At 55.6% G+C, this 17573-nt stretch carries 17 protein-coding genes; 13 read left to right on the plus strand and 4 right to left on the minus strand.

What is annotated here, in order from left to right; translation table 11 throughout:
• The first annotated feature begins 27 nt into the window (after nt 1–27).
• Together yhdP and tldD are read left to right on the plus strand one after the other, a co-directional pair.
• Nucleotides 28–3825, plus strand: coding sequence for an AsmA2 domain-containing protein YhdP (gene yhdP / locus ACOI6Z_RS25960; RefSeq protein ID WP_263063424.1), 3798 nt, complete (start codon nt 28–30; stop codon nt 3823–3825).
• A gap of 87 nt (nt 3826–3912) precedes the next feature.
• On the plus strand, nt 3913–5358 hold the full coding sequence (gene tldD, locus ACOI6Z_RS25965) for a metalloprotease TldD (RefSeq protein WP_004206236.1): 1446 nt from the start codon (nt 3913–3915) through the stop codon (nt 5356–5358).
• A 35-nt stretch (nt 5359–5393) separates the two neighbouring features.
• Here the strand turns inward: tldD and aaeR are convergent, their stop codons facing one another.
• Nucleotides 5394–6323: an HTH-type transcriptional activator AaeR gene (gene aaeR / locus ACOI6Z_RS25970; RefSeq protein ID WP_002918641.1), complete on the minus strand. Its 930-nt coding sequence runs from the start codon at nt 6321–6323 to the stop codon at nt 5394–5396.
• A gap of 131 nt (nt 6324–6454) precedes the next feature.
• Here aaeR and aaeX point away from each other — a divergent pair, with 131 nt between their 5' ends.
• The 4 genes from aaeX (at nt 6455) to ACOI6Z_RS25990 (ending at nt 9926) form a co-directional block, all read left to right on the plus strand.
• A complete protein-coding gene (aaeX, locus tag ACOI6Z_RS25975; RefSeq protein WP_002918640.1) occupies nt 6455–6658 on the plus strand; it encodes a p-hydroxybenzoic acid efflux pump operon protein AaeX in 204 nt (67 codons plus the stop codon).
• 7 nt (nt 6659–6665) lie between these two features.
• Nucleotides 6666–7598, plus strand: a complete 933-nt coding sequence (aaeA, locus tag ACOI6Z_RS25980; protein ID WP_065813234.1) for a p-hydroxybenzoic acid efflux pump subunit AaeA — start codon at nt 6666–6668, stop codon at nt 7596–7598.
• A gap of 5 nt (nt 7599–7603) precedes the next feature.
• Nucleotides 7604–9571: a p-hydroxybenzoic acid efflux pump subunit AaeB gene (gene aaeB / locus ACOI6Z_RS25985; RefSeq protein ID WP_023291151.1), complete on the plus strand. Its 1968-nt coding sequence runs from the start codon at nt 7604–7606 to the stop codon at nt 9569–9571.
• Nucleotides 9572–9650: 79 nt separating this feature from the next.
• A complete protein-coding gene (locus ACOI6Z_RS25990) occupies nt 9651–9926 on the plus strand; it encodes a barstar family protein (RefSeq protein WP_104467181.1) in 276 nt (91 codons plus the stop codon).
• Nucleotides 9927–9976: 50 nt separating this feature from the next.
• Here ACOI6Z_RS25990 and yhcN-B read toward each other — a convergent pair whose 3' ends face one another.
• From yhcN-B to argR, 3 genes are all read right to left on the minus strand, one after another.
• Nucleotides 9977–10243, minus strand: a complete 267-nt coding sequence (gene yhcN-B / locus ACOI6Z_RS25995; RefSeq protein WP_002918627.1) for a DUF1471 family stress response protein YhcN-B — start codon at nt 10241–10243, stop codon at nt 9977–9979.
• Between the two features lie 99 nt (nt 10244–10342).
• Entirely contained in the window at nt 10343–10606 is a 264-nt protein-coding gene (yhcN, locus tag ACOI6Z_RS26000) for a peroxide/acid stress response protein YhcN (RefSeq protein WP_017899932.1), read from the minus strand.
• 375 nt (nt 10607–10981) lie between these two features.
• The gene (gene argR / locus ACOI6Z_RS26005; RefSeq protein ID WP_002918625.1) at nt 10982–11452 is read right to left on the minus strand and encodes a transcriptional regulator ArgR; all 471 of its coding nucleotides are present in this window, start codon (nt 11450–11452) and stop codon (nt 10982–10984) included.
• A gap of 414 nt (nt 11453–11866) precedes the next feature.
• Between argR and mdh the strand changes: the two genes are divergently transcribed.
• The 7 genes from mdh to ACOI6Z_RS26040 all read left to right on the plus strand — a co-directional run.
• Nucleotides 11867–12805, plus strand: coding sequence for a malate dehydrogenase (gene mdh / locus ACOI6Z_RS26010; RefSeq protein ID WP_065813236.1), 939 nt, complete (start codon nt 11867–11869; stop codon nt 12803–12805).
• 131 nt (nt 12806–12936) lie between these two features.
• Nucleotides 12937–13566 (plus strand): GntR family transcriptional regulator, encoded by a 630-nt coding sequence (locus ACOI6Z_RS26015; protein WP_064155749.1) that lies wholly within the window; start codon nt 12937–12939, stop codon nt 13564–13566.
• Complete coding sequence (locus ACOI6Z_RS26020) at nt 13553–14218, plus strand: GntR family transcriptional regulator (RefSeq protein ID WP_023291148.1); 666 nt, start codon at nt 13553–13555, stop codon at nt 14216–14218. Before ACOI6Z_RS26015 ends, ACOI6Z_RS26020 begins: the two co-directional genes overlap by 14 nt.
• 211 nt (nt 14219–14429) lie before the next feature.
• Nucleotides 14430–15698 carry an SLC13 family permease gene (locus tag ACOI6Z_RS26025; protein WP_065813237.1) on the plus strand — a complete coding sequence of 423 codons (1269 nt, stop codon included), beginning with the start codon at nt 14430–14432 and terminating at the stop codon, nt 15696–15698.
• A 32-nt stretch (nt 15699–15730) separates the two neighbouring features.
• Nucleotides 15731–16630 carry a L(+)-tartrate dehydratase subunit alpha gene (gene ttdA / locus ACOI6Z_RS26030; RefSeq protein ID WP_012540456.1) on the plus strand — a complete coding sequence of 300 codons (900 nt, stop codon included), beginning with the start codon at nt 15731–15733 and terminating at the stop codon, nt 16628–16630.
• Nucleotides 16630–17247, plus strand: a complete 618-nt coding sequence (ttdB, locus tag ACOI6Z_RS26035; RefSeq protein ID WP_023291146.1) for a L(+)-tartrate dehydratase subunit beta — start codon at nt 16630–16632, stop codon at nt 17245–17247. Before ttdA ends, ttdB begins: the two co-directional genes overlap by 1 nt.
• A gap of 141 nt (nt 17248–17388) precedes the next feature.
• The coding region (locus ACOI6Z_RS26040) for an oxaloacetate decarboxylase subunit gamma (protein WP_186997483.1) at nt 17389–17573 on the plus strand (185 nt) is incomplete at its 3' end.

Here is a 17573-nt window from a genome sequence, read left to right on the forward strand (position 1 = left end):
CATTGTGCGGCTGACAAGGAGAGAGGCGTGAGGCGACTGCCCGGGATTTTATTGCTCACCGTGGCAACACTGATTGTTATCGTCGCGCTGCTGGTGAGTGGCTTGCGTCTCGTGTTGCCACAGCTCGATGCCTGGCGTCCGCAGCTGCTGGAGAAGATCTCCTCTCTCACCGGCACGCCGGTGGATGCCTCGCAGATCGCCGCCAGCTGGCAAACTTTTGGCCCAACATTAGATGTCCGCGATATTCATGTCGGGCTGAAAGATGGCGGGACAATGGCGGTCAAGCGCGTGACCCTGGCGCTGGACGTCTGGCAGAGTCTGTTGCATATGCGCTGGCAGTTTCGCGATCTCACCTTCTGGCAGCTGCAGATCCATACCAATACCCCTATTCAGACCAATGACGGCGGCGAAAGCCTGAAAACCGACCGCGTCAGCGATCTCTTTTTACGTCAGTTCGACCACTTTACTCTGCGCGACAGTCATCTGAGCTTCCTGACTATTTCCGGTCAGCGGGCGGAGCTGGCGGTCCCGCAGCTGACCTGGCTTAACGGCAGGAACCGTCACCGCGCCGAGGGGCAGCTCAGCCTATCCAGTCTCACCGGCCAGCATGGCGTCATGCAGGTGCGGATGGATCTCCGCGATGAGGATGGCCTGCTGAACAAAGGCCGGGTCTGGCTGCAGGCTGACGATATTGACGTCAAGCCCTGGCTGGGCCGCTGGATGCAGGACAATATTGCCCTGAAAAGCGCCCGCTTCAGCCTCGAAGGCTGGATGACCATTGAAAAAGGCGATGTGGCCAGCGGCGACGTATGGCTGAAAAAAGGGGGCGCCAGCTGGCAGGGGGATAGCGAGGTTCATCACCTGTCAGTGGATAACCTGACGGCGCATCTCTCCCATGACAAGCAGAGCTGGGGCTTCTACATTCCCGATACGCGGATCGCGATCGACGACAAACCCTGGCCAAGCGGCGCGCTGGCGATGGCGTGGATCCCAGCGCAGGATGTCGGTGGCGACGGTCATCAGCGTAGTGATGAATTACGTATTCGCGCCAGCAACTTAGCCCTCAGCGGTCTGAGCGGACTGCAGCCGTTTGCCGATAAGCTGGCGCCTTCATTGGGCGAACTCTGGCGCACCACGCAGCCCAGCGGCAAAATCAACCTGCTGGCTCTCGATATTCCCCTGCAGGCGACGGAGAAAACGCGCTTTCAGGCGCAGTGGAGCGATCTGGCGTGGAAGCAGTGGAAACTCCTGCCGGGAGCGGAACACTTTTCCGGCAGCCTGAATGGCAGCGTTGAGCATGGGGAACTGCGCGCGCGCATGACGAAGGCGCTGATGCCGTATACCGGTGTTTTCCGGGCCCCGCTGGAGATCGCCGCTGGCGAAGCCACCCTCAGCTGGGTGAAAAATGACAAAGGGTTTATGCTTGATGGCCGCGATATTGACGTGCAGGCGACGGGGGTACGCGCCCGCGGCGGCTTCCGCTATCTGCAACCGCAGGGGGACGATCCCTGGCTGGGCATTCTGGCGGGGATCAGCACCAACGATGGCGGCCAGGCGTGGCGTTACTTCCCGGAAAACCTGATGGGCAAAGCGCTGGTGGACTATCTCAGCGGCGCGATTAAAGCCGGACAGGCCCGCGATGCGACGCTGGTGTATGGCGGCAACCCACATCTGTTCCCGTATCCGCACAACGAAGGCCAGTTCCAGGTTTACGTCCCGCTGAAGAATGCCACTTTCGCTTTTCAACCGGACTGGCCGGCGCTGACCGGGTTGAATATCGACCTTAATTTTATCAACAGCGGCCTGTGGATGCGGGCGGAGAAAGCGATGCTCGGCAACGTGACCGCCAGCAATCTCGATGCCGCGATCCCGGATTATGCGCAGGAAAAACTGCTGATTGATGCCGATATCAAAGGCCCGGGGAAAGAGGTGGGACCTTATTTCAACACCACGCCGCTGAAAGAGACCCTGGGAGCGGCGCTGGATTCCCTGCAGCTGGATGGTGATGTAAGCGCTCGCTTACATCTGAACATTCCCCTCGATGGCGAAATGACCACCGCGAAAGGCGATGTGCATCTGCAGAATAACGATCTGTTTATCAAGCCGTTAGAGACCACGCTGCAGAATCTGAGCGGTAATTTCAGCTTTGTGAATGGCGATCTTAATAGTCAAACGTTGAGCGCGACCTGGTTTAATCAGCCGCTGAACCTCAATTTTTCCACCCGCGAAGGCGAAAAAGCATTTCTGGTGGATGTCGGGATGAACGCCAGCTGGCAACCGTCGCGCACCGGGCTGCTGCCGAAAGCGGTTAATGAGGCGCTGAGCGGTAGCGTTCCGTGGGAGGGTAAAGTCGCTATCGAACTGCCGTACCATGGCAATGCCAGCTATAAGGTTGATATCAATGGCGATCTGAAGAATGTGAGCAGTCACTTACCTTCACCGGTCAACAAGCCCGCTGGCGAACCCCTGCCGGTCAAAATTAATGTTGCCGGCGGTCTGAGCAGCTTCGACCTGACCGGTTCCGTTGGCGCGAAGAATCATATCAACAGCCGCTGGTTGCTGAACCGTAAGCTGACGCTGGACAGAGCGATCCTCACGACGGACAGCAAAGGCCCCTCTCCGCTGCCCGACCAGCCCGGCGTTGAGCTCAATCTGCCGCCGATGGATGGCGCGCAGTGGCTGGCGCTGTTCCAGAAGGGCGCGGCGAATGAAGTCAGCAGCAGCGTCCTCTTTCCACCGCGCATTGTGCTGCGTACGCCGTCGCTGGCGCTGGCCGGCCAGCAATGGAACAACGTGAGTCTGATGTCGCAGCCGGTCACCGGCGGTTCACAGGTTGAGGCGCAGGGGCGCGAGATCAACGCCACCCTGACGATGCGCGACAATGCCCCGTGGCTGGCAAATGTGCGTTATCTCTATTTCAACCCGGCCAGCGCCAGCGGCAAGGGCGGAACGGAGAACGTGGCCCCGCAGGCGGAGACGCGGCTGGATTTCCACGGTTGGCCCGATCTGCAGCTGCGCTGCGCGGAATGCTGGCTGTGGGGGCAAAAATATGGCCGTATCGACGGCGATGTGGCGATCAAGGGCGATACCTTAACGCTCTCCAATGGCCTGGTGGATACCGGGTTTGGCCGGCTGACGACCGACGGCGTGTGGGTTAACGCCCCTTCCGGGGTGCGCACCTCGCTGAAAGGCAGACTGCATGGCAATAAAACGGATGAATTTGCGGATTTCTTTGGCGTTTCCACACCGGTGAAGGATTCGCCGTTTGATATCGACTACGATCTGCACTGGCGCGCGCCGCCCTGGTCACCCGATGTCGCGTCGCTCAATGGGATCATTAAAAGCCACCTCGGCAAGGGTCAGTTTACCGACCTGAGTACCGGACACGCAGGCCAGCTGCTGCGTTTGCTGAGCGTCGATGCCCTGCTGCGCAAACTGCGCTTCGACTTCAGCGATACCTTTAGCGAAGGATTTTACTTCGACTCGATTAACAGTACGGCCTGGATTAAGGATGGTGTACTGCATACCGATGATACGCTGGTGGATGGCCTGGAGGCGGACATTGCCATGAAAGGGTCGGTCGATCTGGTGCGTCGTCATCTGGACCTGCAGGCGGTGGTGGCGCCGGAGATATCCGCGACCGTCGGCGTGGCGGCGGCCTTCGCCGTCAACCCGATTGTCGGCGCGGCGGTGTTTGCCGCCAGCAAGGTGCTGGGGCCGCTGTGGAACAAAGTCTCGATACTGCGCTATCGCATCACCGGCCCGATTGACCAGCCGCAGATCAATGAAGTGCTGCGCCAGGCGCGCAGCAACAAAAAGCAATGATTTGACGATTGCCGGGAATTGCCGCAATCTCAATAGAAGCCTTCTGTATTTCCGCCTGTCAGGCGGCAACAAACGAGTAGCATAACGATGAGTCTGAACCTGGTAAGTGAACAATTACTGTCGGCAAATGGCCTGAATCATCAGGACCTGTTTGCCATTCTTGGTCAACTGACCGAGCGCCGCCTCGATTACGGCGATCTCTATTTTCAGTCGAGCTATCACGAATCCTGGGTTCTGGAAGACAGCATCATTAAAGATGGGTCGTACAATATCGACCAGGGCGTAGGCGTGCGCGCCGTCAGCGGCGAAAAAACGGGCTTTGCCTACGCTGACCAGATCAGCAAGCTGGCGCTGGAGCAGAGCGCCCAGGCGGCGCGGACCATTGTGCGCGAGACGGGCAATGGCAAAGTACAGACCCTCGGCGCCGTAGAGCACAGCGCCCTCTATACCAGCATTGACCCGCTGCAGAGTATGAGCCGGGAAGAGAAGCTGGATATTCTCCGCCGGGTAGACAAAGTCGCCCGCGCGGCGGACCAGCGCGTGCAGGAGGTTTCGGCCAGCCTGAGCGGGGTCTATGAGCTGATTCTGGTGGCCGCCACCGACGGCACTCTGGCCGCCGACGTTCGTCCGCTGGTGCGCCTCTCGGTCAGCGTGCTGGTGGAAGAGGACGGCAAACGCGAGCGCGGCAGCAGCGGCGGCGGCGGGCGTTTTGGCTATGACTATTTCCTCGCCTCTCAGGAGGGCGAAGTACGGGCCGACGCCTGGGCGAAAGAAGCGGTGCGCATGGCGCTGGTTAACCTCTCGGCGGTCGCCGCCCCGGCGGGGATGCTGCCGGTGGTGCTCGGCGCCGGCTGGCCTGGCGTCCTGCTGCACGAAGCGGTCGGTCACGGCCTGGAAGGCGATTTCAACCGTCGCGGCACCTCGGTCTTTAGCGGCCATATGGGGGAATTAGTCGCCTCTGAGCTGTGCACCGTCGTGGACGATGGCACCATCGTCGACCGTCGTGGCTCGGTGGCCATCGATGACGAAGGCACGCCGGGTCAATACAATGTGCTGATCGAAAACGGCATCCTGAAAGGCTACATGCAGGATAAACTCAATGCGCGTCTGATGGGCGTCGCGCCGACCGGCAACGGCCGCCGTGAATCCTATGCCCATCTGCCGATGCCGCGTATGACCAACACCTATATGCTGGCGGGCCAGTCCACGCCGCAGGAGATTATCGAGTCGGTGGACTACGGTATCTTCGCGCCAAACTTCGGCGGCGGGCAGGTGGATATCACCTCCGGTAAGTTTGTCTTCTCCACCTCCGAGGCCTATCTGATCGAAAAAGGCAAGGTCACGAAGGCGGTGAAAGGCGCTACCCTGATCGGCTCCGGGATTGAGACTATGCAGCAGATTTCGATGGTGGGTAACGATCTGCGTCTGGATAACGGCGTCGGCGTCTGTGGCAAAGAGGGCCAGAGCGTGCCGGTGGGCGTTGGCCAGCCGACCCTGAAGGTCGATAACCTCACCGTCGGCGGCACTGCCTGATCCTGAGCGGGTTCCCGGCGTCGCCGGGAACCGCTTCAGCGGGCGATCCCTCTGCCGTGCATCCCCTGATAGATCTTCGCCACGTCGACAAAATACTCCGTCAGATAATTGATACAGACCTGCACTTTCAGCGGCAGTTTATCCTTTTCGGTGTACAGGGCGTAGACCGGACGCGGATCGGACTGGTAGCTCGGCAGCAGGATCTCAAGCTCACCGCGATTGATCTCTTCGATCGCCCACATCAACGGCACATAGGCGATACCCACCCCGGCGGTCAGCCAGCGCACCAGCGTCATGGGGTCATTGGTCACAAAGCGCCCCTGCGGGGTCAGGCGGGTTGAGATCCCTTCCGGCGCGATAATGACAAACTCATTGTCCGGCCGCACGCTATATTCCAGCCAGGCATGCCCGGCAAGATCGGCCGGTTTCTCAGGATTGCCAGCCTGCGCCAGATAGCTTTTCGCGGCGCATAACACCATCGGCATTGAGCCCAGACGGCGGGAAAAAAGACTGGAATCCTGCAGGGCGCCCACGCGGATCACCACGTCAAGACCGTCGGCGATCAGATCCGGCGCAGGTATGCCGGTGACCAGATTGACGGAGAGCCCGGGGTATTCTTTCAGCATTTTCGCCGTTATGCGCGCCAGAACATTCTGTGCCATAGTTGAAGAGCAGCCGATACGCAGCGTTCCGATAGGGGTGTTGTTAAATGCGTATAATTGCTCATGGACATCCTGTGCTTCAAACAGCATCCTACGGCAGCCCTGATAGTAAATTTTACCCGCTTCCGTTAAGCCAAGGCTGCGGGTGCTGCGGTTGAGCAGCTTCACCTGCAGTTCATCTTCCAGTTTGGCGACGGTCTGACTGATCGAGGAAACGCTCATCTGAAGCTGGCGGGCCGCTGCGGTGAAGGAACCTAATTCGACCACTTTGGCGAAAACGGACATGCGCTTTAATCGTTCCATTATTCACTCTGGCTTAAAAGTGATTTAGATCACACATTGTAGATAATGCGGCAATCGTTACGTTAATATATTGTTAGCTACATAATAAACGCATCTGCTCACTACCTGTACGCTTCTTATTCAAGGTCATCATGAGTCTGTTTCCTGTCATCGTGATTTTCGGCTTATCGTTTCCGCCGATCTTCTTCGAGTTGCTTTTGTCGCTGGCCATCTTCTGGCTGGTGCACCGATTGCTGGTTCCGACCGGCATTTACGATTTTGTCTGGCACCCTGCACTGTTTAATACGGCGCTATATTGCTGCCTTTTTTATTTGATATCGCGCTTGTTCGTTTGAGGTTGATGTGAAAACACTAACAAGAAATATCCTCCGTACCGCTATTACCGTGATACTGGTCATTTTGGCCTTCGTGGCGATTTTCCGCGCCTGGGTTTACTACACCGCCTCGCCGTGGACTCGGGATGCGCGCTTTAGCGCCGACATTGTGGCCATTGCTCCCGACGTCTCCGGGCTGATTTCCCAGGTAAACGTCAAGGATAACCAAATGGTTAAGAAAGACCAGGTATTGTTCGTTATTGACCAACCTCGTTACCAAAAAGCGCTGGCGCAGGCGGAAGCCGATGTCGCCTACTACCAGACCTTAGCCCAGGAAAAACGTGTCGAAGCCGGTCGGCGTAATAAGCTTGGCGTCCAGGCGATGTCGCGGGAAGAGATTGACCAGGCGAACAACGTGCTGCAGACCGTTGAGCATCAGCTGGCGAAAGCGGTGGCCAGCCGCGACCTGGCCAGACTGGACCTGCAGCGCACGGAGATTCGCGCCCCCGCGGATGGCTGGGTGACCAACCTTAACGTCTATACCGGGGAATTTATCACCCGCGGCTCCACGGCGGTGGCGCTGGTGAAAGAGAATACATTTTACGTCATGGCCTATCTGGAAGAGACCAAACTGGAAGGCGTCCGCCCTGGATACCGGGCGGAAATTACCCCGCTTGGCAGCAGCAAAACCATTAAAGGCACGGTGGACAGTATCGCTGCGGGGGTAACCAACGCCAGCAGCAGCAGCGACTCGAAAGGGATGGCTTCGGTGGATTCCAACCTTGAATGGGTGCGTCTGGCGCAGCGTGTGCCGGTTCGTATTCGCCTTGACCACCAGCAGGGGAATCTGTGGCCATCGGGCACGACGGCGACGGTGGTGATCACCGGTAAAGAAGACCGTGATACCAGCCAGGCCAACTTCTTCCAGAAACTGGCTATGCGCCTGCGCGAATTCGGTTAATCGCTATGGGGACATATACTATTGCTCCCCAGCATCTCCGCTTTGCTATTAAGCTTGCATGCGCGGTGGTGTTGGCGCTGTTCGTCGGCTTCCATTTTCAGCTCGAAACGCCGCGCTGGGCGGTGCTGACCGCGGCGATTGTCGCCGCTGGCCCGGCCTTTGCCGCCGGGGGAGAGCCGTACTCCGGCGCGATCCGCTATCGCGGCATGTTGCGTATTGCCGGGACCTTTATTGGCTGTATTGCGGCGCTGGTCATCATCATCCTGATGATCCGCGCCCCTCTGCTGATGATGCTGGTCTGCTGCCTGTGGGCCGGGTTTTGTACCTGGGTTTCGTCGCTGGTCAAGGTCGAAAACTCCTATGCCTGGGGGCTGGCCGGATACACCGCGCTGATTATCATTATTACCATCCACACCGATCCGATGCTGGCGCCGCAGTTTGCCGTTGAGCGCTGCAGCGAAATCGTCATCGGGATTGTCAGCGCCATCGTCGCCGATCTGCTGTTCTCCCCGCGTTCGATTAAAAAAGAGATCGACCTTGAACTGGATAACCTGCTGATTGCACAGTATAAGCTGATGCAGTTATGCGTTGCGCACGGCGAAAAAGATGAAGTGGATCAGGCCTGGGGAGCGCTGGTGCGTCGCACCACGGCGCTGGAAGGAATGCGCAGTAACCTGATTATGGAGTCCTCTCGCTGGGCTAAGGCGAATCAACGCCTGAAGGCGATCAATACCCTCTCGCTAACGCTTATCACCCAGGCTTGCGAAACCTACCTGATTCAGAACTCGCGCCCGGAAATGGTGACGGACGACTACCGCGAGCTGTTCGCTGAGCCGGTTGAGACGGTGCAGGATGTTCACCAGCAGCTGAAGCGTATGCGTCGCTTCCTGACCTGGAAAGGCGAGCATAATACGCCGGTCACCATCTACAGCTGGGTAGGCGCAGCCACCCGTTACCTGCTGCTTAAGCGTGGCGTGGTGGGCAACACCAAAATCAGCCGTATCGAAGACGGTGTATTGCGCGGCGAAACGGTGGTTAAAGTGGAGTCCGCCGAGCGTCACCACGCGATGGTGAACTTCTGGCGTACCTCTGTCTCCTGTATCCTTGGGACGTTGTTCTGGCTGTGGACGGGCTGGACCTCAGGCAGCGGCGCGATGGTGATGATTGCCGTGGTTACCGCGCTGGCGATGCGCTTGCCTAACCCGCGAATGGTGGCGATAGACTTCCTCTACGGTACTCTGGCGGCGTTACCGCTGGGTACCCTGTACTTTCTGGTGATCATGCCGGCGACGCAGCAGAGTATGCTGTTGCTTTGTATCAGCCTGGCGGCGATGGCGTTTTTTATCGGTATCGAAGTGCAGAAAAGGCGCCTCGGATCGCTGGGGGCGCTGGCGAGCACCATCAACATTCTGGTGCTGGATAACCCGATGCAGTTCCAGTTCAGTCAGTTCCTCGATAGCGCGCTGGGGCAGATCGTCGGTTGTTTCCTCGCCCTGATGGTTATTCTCATTGTCAGGGATAACTCCCGGGCAAGAACCGGTCGGGTGCTGCTGAACCAGTTTGTCTCCGCGGCGGTCTCTTCGCTGACCACCAACTCGGCGCGTCGCAAAGAGAATCATCTGCCCGCGCTCTATCAGCAGCTGTTTTTATTGCTCAACAAATTCCCTGGCGATGTCGCCCGTTTCCGTCTGGCGTTGACGTTAATTATTGCCCACCAGCGCCTGCGCGATGCGCCCGTGCCGGTGAATGAGGATCTGTCGGCGTTCCATCGCCAGCTGCGACGTACCGCGGATCATGTGATCTCCGCCGGGAGCGATGATAAGCGTCGGCGCTACTTTACCCGGCTGCTGGCGGAGCTTGATGTTTATCAGGAGAAGCTGCGGGTCTGGGAGGCTTCGCCGCAGGTGACCGAGCCGGTACGGCGACTGGTTGAGATGTTGCACAAGTACCAGCATGTGCTGACCAGCAGTTAACCCATAAACCGACGCCCAGGCGTCGGTTTTTTTATCGCTATACTTAACGGCGACAGGAAGAGAAGCGGGAGGGGCTGCCATGACCACCTATACGTTTGATTTTGACGAAATCGCCGAGCAACAGGATTTCTACCGGGAGTTTTCCCGCACCTTCGAGCTGGCACAGGATAAGGTCAACAACCTTGATTCGCTATGGGACGCGGTGACCGGTGGGCTGCTGCCGCTGCCGCTGGACATTGAGTTCATCCATTTAAATGACAAGCAGCGTCGGCGCTTTGGGGCGTTAATTTTATTATTTGATGAAGCAGAGGAAGAGCTGGAGGGGGAGTTACGTTTTAACGCCTGGCAGGCATAAAAAAGCCCCCGGCAGGCGGGGGCAAGTCGTCGAAATAAGACGACGAGGGTTTATTTGTACAGCTCAGCGGTGGCGTGCCAGCTATCGCCGGTACGTGCTTCAATAATACGGTAGCTGCTGGCGCCTTCTTTCTCGGCTTTAGCGGCCAGTTCCTGACGCATGTCCATTGGCGCACTACCTACCTGGGAAACCGAGATGGTGCCCATGGACTGCAGGTTCTGGGCTTGCTCAGCGTTCACTTGCTGAACGGCCGCGCTAGCGCCGAAAGAGAGAAGAGAAGCCAGGCCAAGGGATGCGATGATCATTGCGCGTTTCATAATCTTTACTCCAGTCTTTGTTTTGCCGCGGCGGGGCGATGAATGAGGCCGGGCCGCGGTAGAGAATTTTTGTCGGGTTAATCGTTGACGATCTAAAACTTATTTATACAGCTCAGCAGTGGCATGCCAGTGGTCGCCAGTGCGGGCTTCGATAATGCGGTAAGAAGAAGCCCCTTCTTCCTGCGCTTTTTTGTTCAGCATTTCATGCATATCCATCGGGGAAGAGGCTACCGCGCCGACGGAAACTGTACCGATGGCCTCGCGGCCCTGGGCTTGCTCGCTGTTGATAACATCAGCGGCGAAAGCGCCAAACGACATGACGGACAGGATGCTGAGAGCTGCTACAGTGGTTTTGATTTTCATGATGTTCACCTCGTCGAATCTTTTTGTTGAGGGTCTTTGTTTCGTGACCCTCATCACAAAAACAAGTATACACTAATCACCAAAAATATTAATACCATGCTAATTGTTTTGTGCGTTAATAGTTACAATGAATTGCGCTTTTTATAACCGATAAGAATTAAAAATGACGAGTCACAGACGGAGATAAGTTTTATTTCTAATAAAATCATAAAGGTATACGATTTTGATCTTTCGTGCGTTTTAGGCGTTTCCCTTACGTAAAAGAACGTATAGACAGGCTAAATCACACGAAATGTTAAATTTTTGTTGAGTTAAAAGGGGGGAGAGGGAGAGAAGAGGGGGACTCACCCTCTGACGGTTGCCAGAGGGGAATGCTCAGAGTTCCTGTTCGAACAGCACCAGGATAGCGTCGTGCAGATCTTTCACTGTGAAACCGCGCGCTGGCGTGGTGAAGATGGTGTCATCCCCGGCGATGCTGCCAAGAATACCTTCCGCCTTGCCCAGCGAGTCGAGAAGACGGGCGATCAGCTGCGCTGCCCCGGGGCTGGTGTGAATCACCACGACGGCATCGTTATAATCGATATCCAGCACCAGATTTTTCAGCGGGCTGGAGGTGGTCGGCACGCCAAGCTCGGCAGGCAGGCAATAGACCATTTCCATTTTGGCGTTACGGGTACGAACCGCGCCAAATTTGGTGAGCATGCGGGAAACCTTCGATTGGTTGATATTCTCGAAGCCTTCTTCCTGCAGCGCCTGGACGATCTCTCCCTGCGAGCTGAATTTCTCTTCTTTAAGCAGCGCTTTAAACGCTTTAACCAGTTCTTCTTGTTTTGCCGAACTTCGCATAAGTCACCCAGATTATGGTGGTAAAATCAACATCATTATGCATAACCGTGAATTTTTATGCAAATAATCCGCGAGGGGATAGGTCAATAATGTTATGAAGGGGGCATATTTTAGCAAAAAAACCGTATAAGGAACATGTTCTCATCACAACGCTTAAAGGCATGTAAAAGTAAATGAAATGTTATTGAGTTGGTGTTGTTTTGCGCAACTGGCTGGGTGTATTGTAACCAATAGTCGATCCGGTACTTCGCTTTGCTGGATGGTCAGTCAGGAAGCATAAAGTGCGCCGCTGTTCTATTGCTACGCACAATAATGCATTCTTCAGCCATAATCATTGTAATTGTTCATCTTGTGAATTAAGGTCCAGGCGACGGAATAACGAAAGACTAAATTAACCATAATAAGGAGTTTAGGATGAAAGTTGCAGTCCTTGGCGCTGCCGGTGGTATCGGCCAGGCGCTTGCCCTACTACTTAAGACCCAACTGCCTTCAGGTTCAGAGCTCTCGTTGTACGACATCGCTCCGGTTACGCCGGGCGTGGCGGTAGATCTAAGTCATATCCCCACAGATGTAAAAATTAAAGGATTTTCCGGTGAAGATGCTACCCCGGCGCTGGAAGGCGCTGATGTGGTGCTGATCTCCGCGGGCGTAGCGCGTAAGCCCGGCATGGATCGTTCCGACCTGTTTAATGTGAATGCGGGTATCGTTAAGAACCTCGTGCAGCAGATTGCCAAAACCTGCCCGCAGGCCTGCATCGGCATTATTACCAACCCGGTGAACACCACCGTGGCCATCGCCGCCGAAGTGCTGAAAAAAGCCGGCGTGTACGATAAAAACAAACTGTTCGGCGTGACTACGCTGGACATCATCCGCTCCAATACCTTTGTGGCGGAGCTGAAAGGTCAATCGGCAACCGAGGTGGAAGTCCCGGTTATTGGCGGTCACTCCGGGGTCACCATTCTGCCTTTACTGTCGCAGATACCGGGCGTCAGCTTTAGCGATCAGGAAGTGGTCGATCTGACTAAACGCATTCAAAACGCCGGTACCGAGGTCGTGGAAGCGAAAGCGGGCGGCGGGTCGGCGACCTTGTCGATGGGTCAGGCGGCTGCGCGCTTTGGCCTTTCTCTGGTTCGCGCCATGCAGGGAGAAAAAGGCGTAGTGGAGTGCGCCTACGTGGAAGGCGACGGCCAGTATGCGCGTTTCTTCTCTCAGCCGCTCCTGCTGGGGAAGAATGGCGTAGAAGAGCGTCAGTCTATCGGCAAACTCAGCGCCTTTGAGCAGCAGGCGCTGGAAGGCATGCTGGACACCCTGAAGAAAGATATCGCGCTCGGCGAAGACTTCGTCAACAAGTAACCTCGCACGCTCAAAAAAGCCGGAACTGTTGTTCCGGCTTTTTATTACCTCACTTTTCGCCCCAATGCGCCAGCGGTCGGGCAAATCTGCTAAAATCCCCCGCGTTTTAAGCCACCAGCCATGAGGACAGCGTGAAAAAGATCGAAAGAAAACAGACCCGGGACCAAATCGCGCAGATGATTCGTTATCAGATCCTCTCCGGCGCCATGAAACCCGGGGAGGAATTGACTCAGGAGAACATCGCAGAACAGCTGGGACTTTCACGTATGCCGGTTAGGGAAGCGCTACAGTCCCTTGAACAGGAAGGATTTCTGGTGCGCTTGCCTAACCGACATATGCAGGTCTCCACGCTGGCCGTCGAGGACGTGAGCCATATTTTTCGCGTTATCGCGGTGATGGCTGCGGAACTATTTGCCCTCGTGCCGGCGAATCAGGGGGAATTACTTCGCGCACGCGCGCAGGAGCTGGCGTGTGCTGGTGATAACGCCGGTGAACTGGCGTTTCATCAGTTGCTGATTTCCTATCTTGATAATCGCTATCTGGCAAAGGCGTATCAGCAATTTTTGGACGGTTATATTTCCTATGTCATTCTGTACCTGAAAGAGGATGGCCAGGAGTCGGCGCAGATCCTGAGCGAACTGGCGAGCGCCATTGGCAAGGGTGAAGGCGAAAAAATTGCTCAGGCAACACAGCGTTATTTCCTTATCCTTGCGGAGATAATGCGTCAACATATGAAGGATTGGGAAAGTGCAGAAGCCTAAATTAGGGAAAATTAAGCTTCTTTCCGCGAAGGAGCAGGTGGCGGCGGTTTTGCGTAAAGCGATCCTTTCGCGGGATTTAGTGGAAGGGCAGGAAATTACCCTTGAAGGGATTGCCAAAATGGTTGGCGTTTCCAGCATGCCGGTACGTGAAGCGTTTCAGATTTTAGCCGCTGATGGCCTGATTCAAGTGCGGCCGAATAAAGGTGCGGTGGTGCTGGGGATTAATGAGCAGACTATCCGCGAGCATTACGAAATTCGCGCCGTACTGGAAAGTGAAGCGGTGGCGAAAGCTTCTCGCCCAGGGACCGATATTACACGCATCGCTCAGGTTCACTATGCCGCAGAGAAGGCGCTGGCAGACAATAATTCTGCTGAATATTCCGACCTGAATCAGGCCTTCCACATGGAGATCTGGAACGCGGCGGGAAATGAAAAAATGAAGATGCTGCTCTGCAACATGTGGAACGGACTCTCGATGGGGCACAAGGTGACCGAAGAAGAGTACGCCATCATTTCCATTCGTGAACATAAAGCGATCTTACAAGCGCTTGAGCAGCATAACGAAGCGCTGGCCCGCCAGCGAATGCATGAGCATATCATCCGCTCGATGGAGAATATGCTCACGCGTTACCTGCCCGATCCGGCACCCTGACCGGTTCGATCGCCAGCGAATGGCTGGCGTTTGTTGTATTTATCAACATTATTAATTCCTCCTCGTGACGATCTGCGCAGGATCTTGATGCAGATCTCATTGCGCGATCATTCCACAAAAACGCATTGACTTACTTTTTGCATGGGAATAATTTCTCCCTCGTCAATATTGGATACAATATCATATATCATTGATAGGAAAAATTATAAGTATGGAACCGATTACCATCACCCTATGTTTGCTGGTGTTCGCTATCGTCATGTTTATCTGGGAGAAGGTGCCGCTGGCAGTGACTTCCATGGTGGTTTGCGTGGCGTTAGTGGTCACTGGCGTATTGGATCTAAAACAGGCCTTTGCCGGTTTTATCGACAGCAACGTCATTCTCTTTGTCGCCATGTTTATCGTTGGCGGGGCGTTATTTGAGACCGGGATGGCCAATAAAGTCGGTGGGGTGATCACTCACTTCGCCAAAACTGAGAAGCAGCTGATCTTCACCATTATGGTGGTGGTTGGCGTGATGTCAGGTTTTCTCTCGAATACCGGTACGGCAGCCGTATTGATCCCGGTCGTGATTGGCGTGGCCGCCAAATCGGGATTTACCCGCTCGCGTCTGCTGATGCCGCTGGTGTTTGCTGCCGCGCTGGGCGGCAACCTGTCGCTGATTGGCGCTCCGGGCAACCTGATCGCACAATCGGCCCTGCAGAAGATCGGTAGCGGTTTCGGCTTCTTTGAGTATGCGAAAGTGGGCCTACCAATGCTGGTCTGCGGCATCCTCTATTTCCTGACCATCGGCTATAAGTTCCTGCCCAATAACCCGAACAGCGGTGAAGTGGGCAGCGTCGGTGAACAGCGTGATTACAGTCACGTTCCGCGCTGGAAGCAGATCCTGTCCCTGGTCGTACTGATCGCCACGATCCTCGGCATGATTTTCGAAAAACAGACCGGCATTAGCCTGGCGGTGGCGGGCTGTATTGGTGCCCTGGTGCTGATTGTTACTGGGGTACTGACGGAAAAGCAAGCTTACAAAGCCATTGATTCACAGACTATTTTTATCTTCGGCGGCACCCTGGCGCTGGCAAAGGCGCTGGAAATGACCGGGGCGGGCAAGCTGGTGGCTGACCAGGTTATCGGTCTGCTGGGCAACAACTCCTCGCCGTTCATGCTGCTGGTGGTGGTTTTTATCCTCTCCGTGGTGATGACCAACTTTATGTCCAATACCGCCACCGTCGCGCTACTGGTGCCAGTGAGCCTGTCTATTGCCGCCGGTATGGGAGCCGATCCGCGTGCGGTGCTGATGGCGACAGTGATTGGTAGCTCCTGCGCCTATGCGACGCCGATCGGTATGCCCGCCAATATGATGGTGCTGTCGGCCGGGGGCTATAAGTTCGTCGATTACGCCAAGTCCGGCATCCCTCTGATTATCGTTTCCACCATTGTCAGCCTGATCCTGCTGCCAATCCTTTTCCCTTTTCATCCGTAACTTACGGACGCTGTTCTGACTAAGGAGCCTTTATGAGCAAAAGTGAACAGATATCCCGCATGACCGACATTATGGCCAGATTTGTGGGATATACCGGCAAAGTATTGCCTGATGACGTCACGGCAAAACTAAAAGAGTTGCATAAGAAAGAGACCAGCCAGCTGGCGGATGTCATCTTCACCACCATGATTGAAAACCAGCGACTGGCGAAAGAGCTGGATCGTCCCTCCTGCCAGGATACCGGCGTGATCCAGTTTCTGGTGGAGTGCGGCGCCAACTTCCCGCTGATCGGCGAACTGGAAGCGCTGTTGCGCGAATCGGTGATCAAAGCCACCGTCGACTCCCCGCTGCGTCATAACAGCGTCGAGACCTTTGATGAATACAACACCGGCAAAAACGTTGGCAAAGGGACGCCCACCGTTTTCTGGGAGATTGTCCCGGATTCCGATCAGTGCAGCATCTACACCTATATGGCTGGCGGCGGCTGCTCGCTGCCGGGTAAAGCGATGGTGTTGATGCCTGGCGCTGGCTATGAAGGGGTGACCCGCTTTGTACTGGATGTGATGACCAGCTATGGTCTGAACGCCTGTCCGCCGCTGCTGGTTGGCGTTGGCGTTGCGACTTCCGTTGAAACGGCGGCGCTGTTGTCGAAGAAAGCGCTGATGCGCCCGATTGGCTCGCACAATGACAACGAACGCGCGGCATCGCTGGAAAAAATGCTCGAAGACGGCATCAACAAAATTGGCCTGGGGCCGCAGGGGATGTCCGGCAATACCTCCGTAATGGGCGTCAATATCGAAAATACTGCCCGTCATCCTTCCACTATTGGCGTGGCGGTTAACGTTGGCTGCTGGTCGCACCGCAAAGGACATATCGTTTTCGATAAAGACCTGAACTACACCATTACGTCTCACACAGGAGTGGCATTCTGATGGCTAAAAAAATACTCACTACGCCCATTAAAGATGAAGATTTAGCTGATATTAAAGCGGGCGATATCATTTATCTCAACGGCCATATTGTGACCTGTCGAGATGTGGCTCATCGTCGCTTAATTGAGGGCGGTCGTGAATTACCGGTTAATGTTGCCGGTGGCGCGATATTGCATGCCGGGCCGATTGTGCGACCGATTAAAGGTTCGGAAAATAAATTTGAAATGGTCTCCGTTGGGCCGACCACCAGTATGCGCATGGAGAAATTTGAAAAAGAGTTTATTGCCAGAACCGGCGTGAAATTAATCGTTGGTAAAGGCGGTATGGGGAAGGGAACGGAAGAGGGTTGCGCCGAGCATAAAGCTTTGCACTGCGTGTTCCCGGCCGGCTGCGCGGTCGTCGCCGCGGTCTGCGTGGAAGAAATAGAAGATGCGCAGTGGCGTGATTTAGGGATGCCGGAAACCTTATGGGTATGTCGGGTGAAAGAGTTCGGGCCGTTAATTGTCTCAATCGATACCCACGGCAATAACCTGTTTGAGCAGAATAAAGTGATCTTTAATCAGCGCAAAGACATTGTCGCCGATGAAATCTGCAAACATGTGAGCTTCATTAAATAACCCCGATTGAATATATAGCGCAGTAATGGCAGCGGCAGCTGACCGCTAAACAGAGGCTTCTGACCAGGCGGTCCGGGGAAATCCACTCTGCTAACGCGGTCTGCCGTTAGCCATTATTGCGCCCCTCCCAAAGGCTATTTTATGACTGATAATGCCGTCCTGTTAGGCGAAGGCTTCACCCTGATGTTTCTCGGCATGGGCTTTGTGCTGGTGTTCCTGCTGCTGCTCATTTTCGCCATCCGGGGAATGTCCCTCGCCGTCAACCGCCTGTTTCCCGAGCCGCCTGCCGCCCCCAAACCGGCGCCGGCCGCCGTTGCGCCCGCCGG

It is taken from the genome of Klebsiella sp. C239 (assembly GCF_048822715.1).
Lineage (GTDB): Bacteria > Pseudomonadota > Gammaproteobacteria > Enterobacterales > Enterobacteriaceae > Klebsiella > Klebsiella quasipneumoniae.

What these genes read in the sequence shown, in the direction of transcription:
- tldD (WP_004206236.1), top strand. Translation starts at nt 3,913, where the DNA reads ATGAGTCTGAACCTGGTAAGTGAACAATTACTGTCGGCAAATGGCCTG.
- aaeR (WP_002918641.1), bottom strand. Translation starts at nt 6,323, where the DNA reads ATGGAACGATTAAAGCGCATGTCCGTTTTCGCCAAAGTGGTCGAATTA.
- aaeX (WP_002918640.1), top strand. Translation starts at nt 6,455, where the DNA reads ATGAGTCTGTTTCCTGTCATCGTGATTTTCGGCTTATCGTTTCCGCCG.
- aaeB (WP_023291151.1), top strand. Translation starts at nt 7,604, where the DNA reads ATGGGGACATATACTATTGCTCCCCAGCATCTCCGCTTTGCTATTAAG.
- ACOI6Z_RS25990 (WP_104467181.1), top strand. Translation starts at nt 9,651, where the DNA reads ATGACCACCTATACGTTTGATTTTGACGAAATCGCCGAGCAACAGGAT.
- yhcN-B (WP_002918627.1), bottom strand. Translation starts at nt 10,243, where the DNA reads ATGAAACGCGCAATGATCATCGCATCCCTTGGCCTGGCTTCTCTTCTC.
- yhcN (WP_017899932.1), bottom strand. Translation starts at nt 10,606, where the DNA reads ATGAAAATCAAAACCACTGTAGCAGCTCTCAGCATCCTGTCCGTCATG.
- argR (WP_002918625.1), bottom strand. Translation starts at nt 11,452, where the DNA reads ATGCGAAGTTCGGCAAAACAAGAAGAACTGGTTAAAGCGTTTAAAGCG.
- mdh (WP_065813236.1), top strand. Translation starts at nt 11,867, where the DNA reads ATGAAAGTTGCAGTCCTTGGCGCTGCCGGTGGTATCGGCCAGGCGCTT.
- ACOI6Z_RS26025 (WP_065813237.1), top strand. Translation starts at nt 14,430, where the DNA reads ATGGAACCGATTACCATCACCCTATGTTTGCTGGTGTTCGCTATCGTC.
- ttdA (WP_012540456.1), top strand. Translation starts at nt 15,731, where the DNA reads ATGAGCAAAAGTGAACAGATATCCCGCATGACCGACATTATGGCCAGA.
- ttdB (WP_023291146.1), top strand. Translation starts at nt 16,630, where the DNA reads ATGGCTAAAAAAATACTCACTACGCCCATTAAAGATGAAGATTTAGCT.